The sequence below is a fragment of the Stieleria sedimenti genome (genome assembly GCF_025060895.1).
GTDB lineage: Bacteria > Planctomycetota > Planctomycetia > Pirellulales > Pirellulaceae > Stieleria > Stieleria sedimenti.
On the sequence record NZ_JANZKV010000063.1, the window covers coordinates 116,424 to 131,502 of the forward strand.

The 15,079-nt window shown below is 57.1% G+C and carries 11 protein-coding genes; 2 read left to right on the forward strand and 9 right to left on the reverse strand.

All coding sequences use genetic code 11. From position 1 onward, the window contains the following. Positions 1–15 precede the first annotated feature (15 nt). The 4 genes from NZK35_RS10275 to NZK35_RS10290 all read right to left on the reverse strand — a co-directional run bounded on the left by NZK35_RS10275 (position 16) and on the right by NZK35_RS10290 (position 4,222). Entirely contained in the window at positions 16–2,343 is a 2,328-nt protein-coding gene (locus NZK35_RS10275; protein WP_259632449.1) for a glycosyltransferase family 4 protein, read from the reverse strand. A 31-nt stretch (positions 2,344–2,374) separates the two neighbouring features. Then, a complete protein-coding gene (locus NZK35_RS10280; protein WP_259632450.1) occupies positions 2,375–3,373 on the reverse strand; it encodes a glycoside hydrolase family 130 protein in 999 nt (332 codons plus the stop codon). Positions 3,374–3,453: 80 nt separating this feature from the next. Then, complete coding sequence (locus NZK35_RS10285) at positions 3,454–3,900, reverse strand: hypothetical protein (protein WP_259632451.1); 447 nt, start codon at positions 3,898–3,900, stop codon at positions 3,454–3,456. Between the two features lie 46 nt (positions 3,901–3,946). Beyond that, the gene (locus tag NZK35_RS10290) at positions 3,947–4,222 is read right to left on the reverse strand and encodes a GlsB/YeaQ/YmgE family stress response membrane protein (RefSeq protein ID WP_259632452.1); all 276 of its coding nucleotides are present in this window, start codon (positions 4,220–4,222) and stop codon (positions 3,947–3,949) included. A 747-nt stretch (positions 4,223–4,969) separates the two neighbouring features. Here NZK35_RS10290 and NZK35_RS10295 point away from each other — a divergent pair. Then, a complete protein-coding gene (locus tag NZK35_RS10295; protein ID WP_259632453.1) occupies positions 4,970–5,350 on the forward strand; it encodes a DUF2294 domain-containing protein in 381 nt (126 codons plus the stop codon). Between the two features lie 31 nt (positions 5,351–5,381). On the opposite strand, the gene NZK35_RS10300 is transcribed toward NZK35_RS10295, so the two are convergent. The 5 genes from NZK35_RS10300 to NZK35_RS10320 form a co-directional block, all read right to left on the reverse strand. Continuing rightward, the gene (locus NZK35_RS10300) at positions 5,382–6,569 is read right to left on the reverse strand and encodes a sialate O-acetylesterase (protein WP_259632454.1); all 1,188 of its coding nucleotides are present in this window, start codon (positions 6,567–6,569) and stop codon (positions 5,382–5,384) included. 83 nt (positions 6,570–6,652) lie between these two features. Continuing rightward, positions 6,653–7,945 (reverse strand): DUF1501 domain-containing protein, encoded by a 1,293-nt coding sequence (locus tag NZK35_RS10305; RefSeq protein ID WP_259632455.1) that lies wholly within the window; start codon positions 7,943–7,945, stop codon positions 6,653–6,655. A gap of 9 nt (positions 7,946–7,954) precedes the next feature. Beyond that, a complete protein-coding gene (locus tag NZK35_RS10310; protein ID WP_259632456.1) occupies positions 7,955–10,324 on the reverse strand; it encodes a hypothetical protein in 2,370 nt (789 codons plus the stop codon). 43 nt (positions 10,325–10,367) lie between these two features. Then, positions 10,368–11,624, reverse strand: a complete 1,257-nt coding sequence (locus NZK35_RS10315; RefSeq protein WP_259632457.1) for a DUF1552 domain-containing protein — start codon at positions 11,622–11,624, stop codon at positions 10,368–10,370. Beyond that, complete coding sequence (locus NZK35_RS10320; RefSeq protein WP_259632458.1) at positions 11,621–13,984, reverse strand: DUF1592 domain-containing protein; 2,364 nt, start codon at positions 13,982–13,984, stop codon at positions 11,621–11,623. The genes NZK35_RS10315 and NZK35_RS10320 overlap by 4 nt, the downstream gene beginning before the upstream one ends. Before the next feature lie 760 nt (positions 13,985–14,744). Here NZK35_RS10320 and NZK35_RS10325 point away from each other — a divergent pair. Beyond that, a complete protein-coding gene (locus NZK35_RS10325) occupies positions 14,745–15,056 on the forward strand; it encodes a winged helix-turn-helix transcriptional regulator (RefSeq protein ID WP_259632459.1) in 312 nt (103 codons plus the stop codon). The last annotated feature ends 23 nt before the right edge of the window (positions 15,057–15,079 follow it).

Consider the following 15,079-nt stretch of genomic DNA (forward strand, 5'->3'; position numbering starts at 1 on the left):
ACGATTCCCGTTCGTTTAACTAGCATGGGTACCGCTGACGGTTTCCTGGAGTGGGCGCTTGACGGTTGTGGCATCGTTAGAGAGTGTTGTCAATGTTGGCAGCGATCCTTCGAGTCGTTGCATCTCAGCCAGTGAGAGCAGGAAAGCGAGCGTCGATTCTGCACCTTGGTTTTGATTGACCTGATGTTCCGCCAGCCCGTCGTAGCAGCCGCCGGTTGATGCGTTGTAGATCGGTAATCCGTGGTCGTTGCGTCCCAGAAACCAATCGAATGCCAGGTGTGCCTGTTCGCGCCAGAATGGATCTTTGGCAACATCAAAGGCCTCGATCGCTGCGGACACCATCGCGTGGGCTTCGATCGCCTGTTGGTCATAGATCGCGGTCGGCACACCTTGGCGACAGAAACCGTTGCACCCGATCGGACGGAACCTGCCTTCGGGAGAGCGTTGTTTCTCGCATAACCAACGGAGCGATTCGATACCGATTTGCGTCACACGCGGATTCTCACTCCAACTCCCACTGCGAATCAAAGCCTGGCACAGCCGGGCGTTGTTGTAAGACGCGACATCTTCAAACCACGGCCAATCGTCGGTGGCGGTTCGGTCGTACAGGTCGACGAGTTTTTCGGCCAATCGCTCACCGGTCTGGCTGACGGCGCGGTCACCGCTCATGCGACGTAGGTATTCGTGAATCCCCAACAGTGCCAGCGCCCAGGTGCGTGGCGAGGTGGTGTCTTCACATGCGGGCAGTGCCTTTGCAAACAAGTCCATCGCCCAGGCCTGGAATCCCAGTCTTCTGGATCGACCGACACAGGTGCCCAGTGCCCAGACAGCCCGGCCCTGTGAATCGTCCGAACCGTCTCGCTCCATCCAGCGCCGATCGAAGCTCATGAAGTTGCGAAAGCGACCGCTCGTTCGATCAAAGGCATAATTCACAAACGCCGCGTACGTTGATGCCAATGCGTGCAATTCTGGAGTGTCCTTGCCCAGTTCCTCGAGCAAGACCGTCAAAATTAGCGCCCTGGCGTTGTCATCGGTGCAGTAGCCTTCGTGATGGTTGGGAATGGAATAGCAGGCGTGCTGAATGACTCCGGCCGAATCGCTCATGCGACGCAAGTGTTCCAGATTGATGCGTGGCAGATCCAACGGTTGTTCATTGAGGGTTCGCACCGCCAGGGGTTTACGCTGGCTCCCGTAATTCGTCTGAGCATCACGGAAGGATTGCAGGTAGAGTTCCGCCACATGGCTCCAGAGCATTTCACGCCCCAACAGGTGGGCTCGGTCACGCATCGTCTGTCGGCGCTCGTCATCGCTCAGCAGAGCGATCACTTCTCGGCCAATGGCGTCCGGATCTGCAAACGGAACGAGCACTCCCCGGCCGTCGGCGAGCAATTCTTCGGCATGCCAATAGGGGGTCGAAATGACGGCTTGTCCGCAACCGAACGCATAGGCAAGCGTCCCCGAGACCGCTTGTGCCACGTTCAGATACGGCGTGATGTAAAGATCCGCGGCGCCGATGAACTTGGTCAACTCGTCCAGTTCAACGAAACGATTGTAAAAGCTGACGTTCTTGCTGATCCCCAAGTCTTTTGCCATCCGTTCCAGACTGATGCGATAGCGTTCACCTTCGTTTCGTATCAAACTAGGGTGCGTCGCCCCCAAAATCAGATAGATGAAATCGGGGAATTGTTTCGTGACCTCGGGAATCGCCTTCAGGACGTACTCGATGCCTTTGTTGGGAGAGAGCAGCCCAAACGTCAACGCAACCTGCTTGCCTTCGACACCGAACTGTTCTTTGAACTCACTGGGATCTGCATAGGGGGCGTCGGGAATGCCGTGGGCGATCAAATCCACCTTGCTTTCGGGGACGCCATAGGTTTCGCAGAGCGTTTCGCGACTTCGCTCGGTCATCACCACGAGCCGTGTGGAAAGCTTGGCAAGCTGATCCATGACCTGCCGTTGGGTGGCGTCCGGCTCGGACAAAACCGTGTGCAGCGTCGTCACAACCGGGATCCGTATGTCACGCAAAAAAGTCAGAATGTGGCTTCCCCCCGGGCCTCCGAAAATGCCGAATTCGTGTTGTAGCGAGACCACATCGACGTTGCTGAAGTTCAAGAAATCGGCGGCACAACGGTAGGCGTCAATCTCCTGTTCGGGAATTTGAAAACTCACTTCCGGCCCGTAGTCGTAGCCTTCTGCTATGTCGTCCACCGGCACCACCACACACTCTGCCGACGAAGCATCGGCAACCGCGCTTCGTAAATCGTGAGTGAACGTGGCAATGCCGCACTTCCGCGGCAGATAATCGCCGACAAAAGCGATTTTGGTGAGGGCCGAGTTGGCCATGGGAAACTCCTCGGGGGATCGGATGACGAGATCACTGAAGTGATTTCAAAATATCCTGTTTGGAAAAATCGACGACGCCGATCGCAGTGTCTGCCGCGCCGTAGTAAACGCTTATTCGGTCATCGCTGTGGTCAAGACTTGCGGGGATCATGGCCGTCGGGAACACGACGTTGGGTACGAAACCGTTTCGCTCGTACTCAGCCATAGGCGCCATCATCGGTTGGCCGGAGCGTGCCAGCACCCGGGACGGATCGTCGCGATCCAATAGCAATGCGCCGACCGAGTATTCGCCGACGCGACCGTCGCGCTGAGTCCGCCGGCTGCCGTGATAAAGATGCAACCAACCTTCGTCGATCAACATCGGGGGCGTACCGCCGCCGACTCGATCGCCTTCCCAGCTCTGTTCCCCGCCATACAGGCTTTGGTGCTCACCCCAATGCAGCAAGTCGGGTGATCGGGCAATCCAAATTTGCGGCGGACTGAAATGTGAATTCGGATTCGGGCGATGCAGGGCCAAGTATTGTCCATCGACCTGTCCTGGAAACAGAACCACGTCTTTGTTTTCAGGACAGAAGATCAAACCGTGGCGTTTGAAGGTCAGCATGTCCTCGCTGGACGCCAATGCCGTTGCCGCTCCCTGTCGCGAGACGGACACGTAGGTAATCCAATATGTCTGGTCGATCTTGGTAATCCGCGCGTCTTCCATGCCAAATTCCTCGATCGCCAACTCCGGCAACAGGGCCGGACCGGGCACCCAGCCGGCGGAGCTTCCGTCACGCCGACGAAATACACGCAGATGCGAGACCGACGTCAGTCTCAGTCGGCCATCGGACTTGGTTTGAACGACGCGTGGATCGATTGGCACGAAGTCGGCTTCACCCACCCAGTCGATGACACAGTCGCCACTGGGGTCCCAACGCGGCAATCCCGACCAGCCGGAACGTTTCTCATTGGGCCTTTCTGCGACTCGCACGAGCATGACGACGTCATTTCCGATTCGGACGACCCCCGGATTGAAGACACCGATCACCTCGAAATCATCTCGCGACGGCGCCAGCTGAGCCGGGCATAGCAATTGCGATTGGGAAAGCCGCGGAATAAAACGTTTGATTATGACGTGCCCTGTGTTTGCACTGATCTGTTCGTCTCATCCAAACAAGACGAAGCCTTCTCGACGCGGTACGCCTTTGCATCTCCATCCAGCGTCAACCGGAACGAGACACTCACTTGATTTGCGTCTTGTTGCTGGGCTTGCAGGACGGAGTCCATGGTTGCCGCATTCAATGGAGATTCGTTCGGCCCTCCGGCATCAAGCACAACAAGGTGAATGACGTCACTGGATTCGGCGATTTGGTTCTTGAGGTAGCCCTTCACCAGTGGATAGGGTGTTAGGGCGAGTTTGGAATCAGCGATAAACAGGTCATAGGGTTGCTTGTCCGAGAAACCATAAATTGCCACGAAAGCGGGTCCCGAATCTGGGGCAATGAGCTGGGGTGCGAGCCGTTGTTTGCCGTCGAGCAAGACATAACACGGCGTGTTGGCTGGGAGCGCGTTCATGGTCGTGACTCTATTTTGTCGTTTCTCGAATGGTTGCATTTTCGTCTTAGACCCCACGGGACGATGCCCCCATGCGGGGCGAGACGACTCGGTAGGCGTACAGCAACACGACGGCGCCTCCGGTTGCAATCACCAGACTGCGAACGTCAAATCCGGTCACGCTTCCAAAGCCAAACGCCGTTCCGATCATCCCGCCGACGATCGCACCCGCGATACCGATCAGCGTCGTGACGATCAGTCCACCAGGATCGACCCCCGGCATGATCCACTTGGCGAGGATTCCGGCTAAAAGTCCCATTGCAATCCACAAAAGAATTCCCATGACAGCCTCCTAAAGGCGTTCGGAATCGCGTCATTCGATTTCGCGACTTGAGTCAAGGTTGACCGGGTCGGTGAATGACCAACATTCAATCAAAACTTCATCATTCATCGTCTCAGCTGAGGCTGAACGATCGTCCGGTGCCACGTTGACATGGTTGGTTTCAGGCATTCTGAAATTGAAACGTGCGCATAAAAAAAGCCGATGGGGTAGAACACATCAAAGATGTTCTGCCGCATCGGCATACTTTTTAACGAGCCCTCTGGGAATCCCATTGGCTGGGGAATGCCAGATTGCTCTTTATCTTGTCGTCCGGGTTTTGGCGACGGAAAATCGGCTGAACCGTTTCTTCCACGAATTCATCCTACGCCGTCTGAAGGAAAAGACAAGGGCGCGACCCTGACTTTGCACCAGCCGTCGACCAAAGCATCCTGTCGTTTTTAAGCCCGCACGCGTTAGCAAGGGGCTGCGCAGCGACCCTCGCTAACGCGTCGCACCTGACCTGATCGCGTTGAATTCCTGAACATCGACCAAATCGACAGGCCGCTCTCGCCCTACCGCTAATCATTACCTCACAGCGTTGACTCACCGCGTTCACGCCAGATTGCGTCGGAAAACGATTTGCCGCGGCGCTGTCGGCCAGGCGTGTGGTAAATTGGCAATTCTCACATCGCTTGACCGTACGCTCGCCAATCAGGTGGTGAAAAACGGAGCGAAGTAGGCAATTGATCGTTGAACAGGAAAGGGTCGGTGAAAACACACGGAGAAATCGAGGCCGCCGTCTGCAAAGGGATGTCCCATTTCGAGCAGGAGTACATGGGGCGGGGACCGAAGGACATTCGCGCCCATCTGATCGGCGATCTGCTCGTTGTTCGCTTGCAAGGTGTCTTGACCGCGGCCGAACAACATTTGGTGACCACGCTGCCGGCGGAAAAAGGGCGGGACCTGCTGAAGCAGGTTCGAACCCAATTGATCGAGACGGCGCGGCCGACCTTGGAGTTGGTGATTCGCGAGATCACCGGTATCAAGCCTGTCAGCCTGCATCACGATATCAGTACGCATACCGGCGAAGAGATTGTCGTCTTCACCCTCGAGCAGGCGCCCGCCTGTCGTGAGTCGAAAAGGAAATAGGGAAACGACTTCTCCAATTTCCTCAAACAGGTCACTGTTTCTCTAATTTCAACATGGCCTCGGCGAGTGCTTTGCCGAAACGGATGAAGGTCTTGCCGCTTCCCAGGTAGTGGTATTCGGCGTTGGATGCACAGCGATCCCAAGTGCGTTGCTCCTGCGGGGTCAATTCACCGTCGCCGAATCCGTGCCGGTCGCATTCGGCTTGAAACTGCTCCGTTGTCATCTGACCCTGCTTGACCCGCTGTTTCCAATTGCCGGTCAGTCGCCGTTTCCAGTAGATGTCGCTCAGCCCGAGTTCGTAATACGGTCCGCTGTCGACCGCGACGACGTTGCCGCGATAGCGTGCCGCCACGTTCTGGTCGTATTGCTCCACGGCTGCGAATTGGGCCTTGCGAAATTCACTGACCGGTAGCCCCTTGTCAAATTTCCGACTGTCTGGGTCCGTGCCGTAGACGCCCAAGATGCCCACAATGAACGGCAGCGTCGGTTTGTGGAACTCCTGGCGGACATCGTGGATGAAATGGATCATGTTCTCGGTGTATTGATCGATGTGATGTCGATTGCACATGTCGTTCCAGCCCTGGAACCAGACGAATCCGGCAAGTTCATAGCCTTGGCTTGCATCGTACGTCGGCACCAATTTCTTCAGACCCTCGGTGTCCCGGAGCGTCGACTGCACGAACCGGGTCATTTCACGGTAGTAGTGTCCCACGCTTTCCACCGCGGGGACATTGCCACGTTCTTTCTCGTTCGTACTGGGCTGGTAAGGTCCCGCGCCGGGCGGGCGGAAGTCCACGGCCAGTGACTTTCCGCCCCATGCAGTTTTGATGATCAACACCGGTTCGTCGATCGCCTGGTCGATGAAGATGCCAAAACCGTATTCGGGACCGATCCGCTGATCGTCGAAACCGTAGCCGATTTCCACTTTGCCTTGCCGCACCGTCTCGCCGTCGCGTCCGCCCGTCCGGTAGGTGATCCAGGCATTCTCGCACACGACCGGATCACCATTTTTATCCAGGATCCTGTCCAGGAGTTCTGTGGTTTCCGGGTCGTCCTGCATGGCCGAAAACGTGCTTTGATGCGCCGAGCCCTGCATGTTCGATTGCCCGGCCAGGATGTACACCTTCAATGGCCCGGCGGCCGACACGGCATGGCAGGAGAACGCAGTGATCGCCGCCGCGGTGAAGGCGACGATGCGTTTGATTCGGTGACAGCTCATGATGATCAATTCGGTACAGAAGTGTGGCGCGTCAACGTTCGCTTGCGAGCCCTGGTGGTATCGATGCCAAACTTACACCGGATCTATCCGAACAGATTCTTCAAACGCTCGTGCTCGGCCACTTTCAGCGGAAAGTTGTCGCATGAACGGTGCGTCGAGATTCCGGCGAAGTCTCGGAGTGCGGAATGGACGTGTTCCGGGCGGAGGCGGATTCCTCCCTCTTTGTCCAGGGCAAGCGTCTCAGGGTTGATGGGGACCAAAAATTGTTGTTCGTCCGTCGCACCGATGACGCGGTTTCCCTGAATCCCTGCCCCCAAGAACATGATCGAACCGATCGACCAGTGGTCTTTTCCGTTGCCCTTATTGTAGGTGGGCGTCCGTCCCATTTCGCTCTGCATGACCACCACCAGTTTTTCGCGGATGTTCCATTGCTCCGCCTTGGTGATCAGGTAGTCGACTCCTGCGAGGAATTCGGGGATCAGTTTCATTTGGTCGGCATCGTTGTTGGCATGACTGTCGAATTGGCCGATGGACAGATTGGCGGACACGCAAATGCCGGCTCGGAACGATGCCAAAGCGATGTCCACCTGTCGTGACAGCCTTTCTTTCGGCGACGATTTTGGGATGAACGGCGTCACACGTTGGAGTGCTTTTGAGTTCAGCTGCGCCGCGTACAGCATGCTCTGGGATCGTTCCACCCGCGGCAGACGATTCGATTCGATTCTGGTCTGCAGTTGCGCTTCGAGCGCACGCTCGATGCGATCGCTGACGAAGTCGTCGTGGTAGGAATGCCGGGTACTTCCGTCGACACCGTCGGCGTTGGCCAGCCGATTGAGCGAGTTCAAGTATGGCACGCGCGACATGGGCACCAAGTTTCCCGTCGCCGAATAGTTGCCGAACGTCAGGAACGCCAGGGGAACATCGGGGCCATTGCACGCCGCAACCAAGGCTGCAAACGTAGGATAGGCCAGGCTGTCCAGTTTGCCCGTCGCCATGTAGCGTGAACAGGGTGAATGGTTGTTGACCGAATAATCCAGACCGTTGATCACCAGCAGTTCCTTGCCGTATTTCGCGAAAAACGTCTCGTTGCTGATGCCCGATTCAATATTCTCCGCGTCGGGCGCGAATCGATGATTTCCCTCGGTCAGGATGTCTCCGTGTTTGTAAAGACGATTGATTTCGTTGATGCCTTTGGGGTCCATCAGATATGTCGTGTCCCAACCGCCCGACGCATTGAACACGATGTAATAGGGACCGTCGTATGAGGGAAGCTCGCGATCGGCTTCAACCGCACTTGCGATCGTCGAAGGGGCAACCGGCGTTGAGAAACCCAGTCCGGCTGCGGCACAAAGTTGTAGAAAGTTGCGACGGCGCATCAAGACACCTTATTCATAGAGAAACTCGTGCTGTCGAAGCAGGTAGGTGACCACCGCTCGCCAAGCGCGAAGGGTGTAGTGTGGATCCGGATCGCGCGGTGTGACCTCTCGCTGAGACTGGCAAAAATAACTTTCAGTCGGATCGATTCCCGGACGCGACTTTGCATCGCTGACGATTCCCGTGAACAGATCGAACGTGCGTTGCACCTCGGGATCGTCCGGGGCGTCGTCCCGGCCCAGAATCAACGCGTGAAGATGGACAATCGCTTGGTGAATCCGCCGGTCCCCGTCGTCGCTCTCCCCCGGGACCACGTCAATTTCGATACCGGGAAACAAGCGTCGTTCTGCGGCAGGCAGCAAGAAGTCGGCGGCCACGTGTCGACAGGCAAGGTCGTTGGCCAGAATGCGTTGGATCGCTCCCATCGCGCCGCTGGGATCGGTGATCCGCTCGGTCACCTCTTGAGAATCAATTCCGCCGTACAGGATGTTCAACTGCGCTTCACGATCGGTCAGACGTCCCCATTTTTTGCCGAAGATCGCCATCAACTTTCGTTCCAACTGTTCGGGAGTCAGCAAACGGACCAGCCCGACGTCATCCAGTTCGGCTCGACGTCGCGGGTCGCCTACCCCGGTCGCCAGGCCGTCGGTTCGATAGAAATCGGAATGGATCCATTCCTTGAAAACGACTTTCAGATTGAAGTCCGCCTCGATGAAGCGATCTGCGATCCGTTCCATTTCCTTTCGTTGGACCCGAGAGGCGCGATGCTTCGCCGAATACATCGGGTCGTCAAGGTCCTCTGGCGGCGACAGGGGGCGACGTCCCGACAAGATGTACCAGACGTGTTCAACCATGGCGGTGGCGAATCGCGGATCGCGGGCCGTTCGCTGACCCAACCACTGCAATGCACGCCAGCGTTCTTCCGGCGGCAGCGCTTCCTGACCCCATCCCGGCGCGAACATGTCTTCGTACCAGCCGTCTTTGCGTGGCCCATAGACCCCTTTGGCGTCGACGACATAATAATCTTGAAACAGACCCGCGACCGGGTCCATGATCTTGTGGCACACGACGCAATCCGACGCCTGCATCGTCGGCACGTCGTACTCGGCCGTGATCGCTGCGGCATCGCTCGTCCGCGGAGCCAACTCCAACAGGTCCACACCCAAGAAGTGCTGGAAAAACATCCGCACGCGCAGCCGGTTTCGATTGGTTTCGGTCGTCGGATAACGCATCAGGTATTGGAACGAACTGAGCAAACCGGAGTGGGGATAAAAGCCGGTTTTCGATTCCTGGACCTTGCCGTTACGAGACGTCAGTGCGGGGATTTTCGTGGGGACGAATTCGAACGGATCATCGAGGTCCGTGAATTTGTCCCGGACCTGTTCAAAGACGCCATAGCCCCTGGACGTGTAGGGAGACACCATCGTGTAGTCCGCGGTGACGATTTCCGTGAACGGCCGATCGTTGCGGACGATGTATCGAATCAATTCCAGCGGCTCACGAAGCATCGCTTCGCGATAATCGCGGACCAATTTCGTGTACGCGATCATCTCCGGGTGTGAGTACTTGAGCTTTTCATCCGATTTGCGATCGCGGTTCGGGTCCCGTTCCTGATACCACAGTCGCGATTTGAAGTGCTCATACGAGAGCGCCCCTTCGGCGACCCCGTCGTACCCCCGCGTCAACAGAATATCATTGAAGGCTTCCTGCAGACGTTCGTAGAACGCGTCTTCGCGCATGACGTCGTCCAAGATGGGGCTCAAGGCCGACAGCCCGTCGGTTTCAACCTTGGTAAGCTCTCCGGGCGAAGGAAGGCGGCCGACCAAGGACAAAGTCACGCGACGCAACAATCGTCGGGGCGGCATCATCACCAGTCCATCAAAAAACGCCCCCGGTTCGTCGTCGACTTCGGACGGCAGTGGATCGTGTTTTCCATGCAGGCGACGAACGAAACGCTGTAAGACTCGATAACCGGTCGATTCCGCCTGCAAGACTTCTCCGCCGCCGTGATCCAGGCCACCGACCACTTTTTGCAACAGGCGTGAATCGCCATCGACGTCAGCTTCGAGATGACGTTCAAATGCCAGCCGATTTTCACGAAGGACGGCATCGCGCCGAGTGCGATCCCGATCGGGATCCTGCAGCACAAAGGCACTCTCGGATGCATCGCCAGAAGCATTGTGGCATTTCAAACAGGTTCGTTTGCCGACCTTTTCCCAGACTTCGTCTGCGAACCATCGATCGACAACGAAACACGCCGGTCCGTCTTGATCGGTCGCAGCGAAACATGCAGTGGTCCAAACGGTGATCCGCGACGCGGCAAACAGCGTGCCGATCAACAGCATCCTGAACAACACGGGATCGGGAAAAAATGACTTCATTCGAACACCTGTCTGTGCAATCGCCGACACCCACGCCCCGGCATTATGCTAACCGTTCAAGCCCGGTCATCGTGCCGCTGGCGCTCCCGAAGGTGTCGGTTTCCATGCCCAGTCGTTGCAGCATGGAGACAAACAGGTTCGGCAGTGGGTAATTGTTGTCGCGGTCAAACGCCAGGTGTTGTCCGTGGCGGAATCCACCGCCGGCCAGCAGCATCGGCATGTTCTTTGTATCGTGGCTGCTGGCGTTTCCCAAGTTCGAACCGAACAGCACCATCGTCGAATCGAGCAGCGATCCTTCCTCCTCCGTACTCTCCTGCAGTTTCTTCAGGAAACCACGCAGTTCTTGGATCAGTGCGGATTCGACAAGCGTCAGCTGAGCGATTTTGTCCGGATCTTTGCCGTGATGCGACAGGTTGTGATAATCGGCGTCGACGCCGGGAATCACGGGGACCGCGTTCATGCCCGAGATGTTGTACGTCAGGAAACGTGTCGAATCGGTCTCCAGTGCCAGGTGCATGACATCGTACATCAGCCGCATGCATTCCACGATCATTTTGCTGTCCGGTTCGTCGCGCGGCGGTTTCGCATCGACGTGTGGCTTAGGCTTTTGCTCCCAGGCTTCGGCTTTGGCCAATCGCCGCTCGGCTTCCCGAACGGCTTCGAAATACTGGTCCAATTTCTCGCGGTCGCGACCGGTCAGGTTTTTCTGCAGTCGTTTGGTTTTGTCCATCACGACATCGAGAACACTTTGGCCATCTTGCAGGCGTTGCATCTGCCGCGCTTGCTCGTCTGCTTTCCCGGCGAGAAACAGTTTTCGGAAGACGAACGACGGTCGCGTCAGCGTCGGGATTTCGACGCCACTTCGCGACCACGACAGTCCCGGGCCAGAACTGCTCAATGAAAGCGACGCGAAACGTGTTTCACTGCCGTACTGGGTCGCAGCCAATTGGTCCAACGAAATCGTGTTGCGGAAACCCGCGCTGTTGGGATGGGGCGCACAGGTCAGGTATGACTTGTAAGACGAGTGTCCGCCGCCGACTTCGGGATGCGACGCGCCCGAGATCACGGTGAATTGGTTTCGAAACTCGGCCAACAACTTCAGGTAGGTCGGCAACTCATAATCGCGCCCCGATTGCTGCGGAATCATGTTGGGGGCGTGCAGGCCCAGGCCGACGTCGATCGCAACGATCCGCCGTCGCGGACGTTTGGCCGCAGCGGCGGCGGTCGTGGATTCAAAAAACGGCAGCGCCAAGGCCACGCCGCAGCCGCGCAGGATCGTTCGACGATTTGGTTGTGTCATGGTTGATGAAAGTTGGGGTGTTGTACGATGGCGTGGATCAGCGAACGGAATCCGTAGTGCTGCCGACGTGTTTGAGCGACGATGTCGTCGACCGAGCGGCGATCGGCGAATCCTATCTTACGCCCCATCGCGTATGTCATCAGTTTGCCGGCCAGATTTCGGGCCAGTTGATCGGGGTTTGCGGCCAGGATCCGCTTGAAGTCGTCGATGCTTCGGATTGTTTGCCCATCCGGCATCTGCGCCGTGGCATCCACGGGCAATCCGATCCGGTACCGCACCCAGGCATAGGTAAACGGCGCCTGCTTGAGTTTCGGTCGTTGCGCGTCCGGTGACATGGTTCGGTACTCATCGCGGTAACCACCGATCGGATCAAAACACTCCAGTGCAAATCCGGGCGGGTCGATCTGGCGATGACAGGCGGCACACGATTGCAGGTCTCGATGTTTGGCCAACTGTTCGCCAATGGTCGTCGCGCCCCGGATGTCCGGTTCGATCGATCCTACATTGTCCGGCGGTGGCGGCGTCGGCTGACCCAAGATGTTCTCCAAAATCCAGGCACCACGCAGCACCGGCGACGTGTACGTTCCGTTGGCGGTCACCTTCAGCACACTGGCCTGCGTTAACAATCCGCCGCGTGGGCTGTCCGGTGGCAGCTGTACTTTACGAAATGCCTGGCCATCGACACCTTCGATGCCATAGTGACTGGCAAGCCGCCCGTTGAGAAAGCTGAACTGCGAATCCACAAAGTTCACGAGGCTGAGATCGTTTGCCAGGATTTCGTCGAAAAACCGTTCCGTCTCCTGCACCATCGAAATCCGCAACAACTCGTCAAACTCCGGGTACAGATTCGCGTCCGGCTCGGTGAAATGAATCTCGCGCAGATCAAGCCACTGGCCGGCAAAGTTTTCGGTAAAAGCCGACGCTTTGGGGGATGCCAGCAGCCGTTCGACCTGTTCCGCGAGCACGTCGCTCTGCCGCAGAGAACCGTCCTGGGCCAGTTTCATCAATTCGTCATCCGGCATCGTGCTCCACAAAAAGTACGACAACCGTGACGCCAGCGCGTGCGGGCTGATCTGCGATGTACCCGGTTCGTTTAGAAACAAAAAGTCGGGCGAGCAGAGGACGGCTTTTAAACTGACCCGCAATGCGGATTCAAAGGACCGACCGTCGGCGACCGCCGAAGAGAACAATTCCAAGTAGGCATCCGCTTCGGTCGGCTCGATCGGGCGTCGAAAGGCGAGCGGCAACAAACGCTGTAAAATCTGCTCTGCATCGTCTCGACCGGCGGTCTCAAGATCGAGATCGCCGAGCAATCGGGCACGCCCCGGCGGCGGCCATTCTTCCAAGGGACCTTCGATCACGATGTCACCGATTTCGATTCCCGGTTCCGGCCAGGTGTCGGCGTCCTTTCGCGTGTCCCGCGTGCCGTAACATTTGGGCTGAAAGGTGCCTCCGTCTTCCACCAGACGATCGGTGAATTCGATCGTCGTCCACTGTCCGGGTGCGACGTCATAGTACCCCACCAAGTGACGTTCAGCACGATTGACAATCGTATCGCCACCATAGATTCGTAACGTGACCGGTTGGTCACTCTGCACCGCCCGGACCCGCATGGTGCCGCGATACGTTCCCGCGGGGGCTCGCAAACGGGCAAAGTTGACCAGGTTGGTGGGGCAATAGCCCGACTGGAAAATCACCAGTCCGTCGTCGGTGCGGCGAAACATCTTGCCGATTTGGTTTTCCAATTGCGGACGGCCCCGCCAGTCCACTTGTTCGAGCAGATTCGTTTCGTGGCGAATCCGCCGGGGCGGGGCGCCCTCGCCAAACACGGCATCGAGAACCTGATCGGCGGCTTCCAAGTAAGCGGCCATCGCTTCGGCGGAAACCGCCAAGCCTTCGCCCACGGTGTCGAATCCGCCGGTCGAGGAATCGTCGGGCAATCCATTCACCGTGATTTGGATTTGAAACAGATCACGCACGGTGTTCTGGTATTCGTGACGATTCAAACGCCGCAACACCACATCACCGCGCCGGGTTTCGGCCGCAACCAGTTCTTTCGCCAACGCTGCGGTGAACGCGGCAGATTCCAACGCATCGGGCGTCGCTTCATCGGGCGGCGGCATTTCGCCCGCAACGACGCGATCATGAACCCGGATCCATCGCCGCGTGGTTTCTTCGCTGGAAAGATCAAAGTCCAACCGGTCAAAGCTGAAATCGCCCTCGGGCGATTCGCCGCTGTGGCAACCGACACAATGGGACTCGGTGAACGCGGACCATTCGGTCGGTGTTTCGGCCTGCACCGTGGCGGCGGTGATCGACAGGCTCGCGACCACGGCAAGGATATACAGTTGTCGTCTCATGATCGCCAATTCTAACGTCTTGTCCGGTGCCCTCCTCGTCGCTGGGGCCCTCTCGGTGCAACACCCTTCAAAGCCAAGACCGGTATCATACTCCGGTCAAAGGCACTGACAGAATCTGGCATGACTCCCCGTACATTGATGGTGCTTTCATCCTTGCTTGTTTTGATGGAAATCATGTTGCCGTTCCTTCGACTCGGCTATCGCATGGCCCCGAGCGAATTCGGTGTGAAAGGGGGTGGTGGTTCCCTCTGTAGCGAGGTGGGCAAGCTGATAATGTAAACCGTCAGCGTCCATAGACCCATTAAGCCGATAGCGCTGGTGCAATGTTTCAATCACTGTGCGATCGAGATGCTTTACACAGGGTTGAAAGAATAAACTTCGCTGGTCTGCAGCGAGCGAAGAACAATTGTCGTCGTGACGCTTGCCAGAGTGTGGGGTTACCGTCTGACGATCACCCTTTCGCAAAGGTAGGCGGGCGTTTTGGGGGATCGTGGAGCGGACCGCGATTGCTTTGCGGGCGATAGTCGGCGGTGCCGCCTGATGCATTGGCGATTTTTCGCCAGCCTGAGGCAAGTTGTCGTGCAGGAATTCTCTTGCTATAAGCTAAAGAGAAGCTTTTTTTCTTTTAACGTCGTTTAAGACGCGAACGGTATTGTTTGATAATGTAGGCTGAGCAAATCATTGATTGCAGTGTCCTTCCGTTTGATGTGAACGCATGCAATCACCTTTTCTTCTTCATTTCCCCACAGACAATTCAACGATGGCGAAAAAAGCAAACAAGCAAGAGAAAGTAATCGACTACTTGAAGAAAAACCCGGGCGCAACGATCGCGGTCACTGCCAAGGCGTGTGGGGTTTCCGTGCCGACCGTCTCGGCGGCGAAAAGAAAGGCCGGCATGACCAAGCGTTCGGCGAAAGCATCGGCAATACGCAAGGCGACCAAGTCGGGTGGTGGATCGGTTATCGATCGTCTGGAACCGGCGATTCAGCTGATCCAGGCATGCGGTGACGCAAACAAGGCGAAAGCGGCGATCGATGACGCTGCTCGCGTTCTTGAAATCGCCCGTAAGTAGCATCGCCCGTAAGTAGCATCGCC

What these genes read in the sequence shown, in the direction of transcription:
- NZK35_RS10275 (WP_259632449.1), bottom strand. Translation starts at nt 2,343, where the DNA reads ATGGCCAACTCGGCCCTCACCAAAATCGCTTTTGTCGGCGATTATCTG.
- NZK35_RS10285 (WP_259632451.1), bottom strand. Translation starts at nt 3,900, where the DNA reads ATGAACGCGCTCCCAGCCAACACGCCGTGTTATGTCTTGCTCGACGGC.
- NZK35_RS10290 (WP_259632452.1), bottom strand. Translation starts at nt 4,222, where the DNA reads ATGGGAATTCTTTTGTGGATTGCAATGGGACTTTTAGCCGGAATCCTC.
- NZK35_RS10300 (WP_259632454.1), bottom strand. Translation starts at nt 6,569, where the DNA reads ATGAGCTGTCACCGAATCAAACGCATCGTCGCCTTCACCGCGGCGGCG.
- NZK35_RS10305 (WP_259632455.1), bottom strand. Translation starts at nt 7,945, where the DNA reads ATGCGCCGTCGCAACTTTCTACAACTTTGTGCCGCAGCCGGACTGGGT.
- NZK35_RS10310 (WP_259632456.1), bottom strand. Translation starts at nt 10,324, where the DNA reads ATGAAGTCATTTTTTCCCGATCCCGTGTTGTTCAGGATGCTGTTGATC.
- NZK35_RS10315 (WP_259632457.1), bottom strand. Translation starts at nt 11,624, where the DNA reads ATGACACAACCAAATCGTCGAACGATCCTGCGCGGCTGCGGCGTGGCC.
- NZK35_RS10320 (WP_259632458.1), bottom strand. Translation starts at nt 13,984, where the DNA reads ATGAGACGACAACTGTATATCCTTGCCGTGGTCGCGAGCCTGTCGATC.
- NZK35_RS10325 (WP_259632459.1), top strand. Translation starts at nt 14,745, where the DNA reads ATGGCGAAAAAAGCAAACAAGCAAGAGAAAGTAATCGACTACTTGAAG.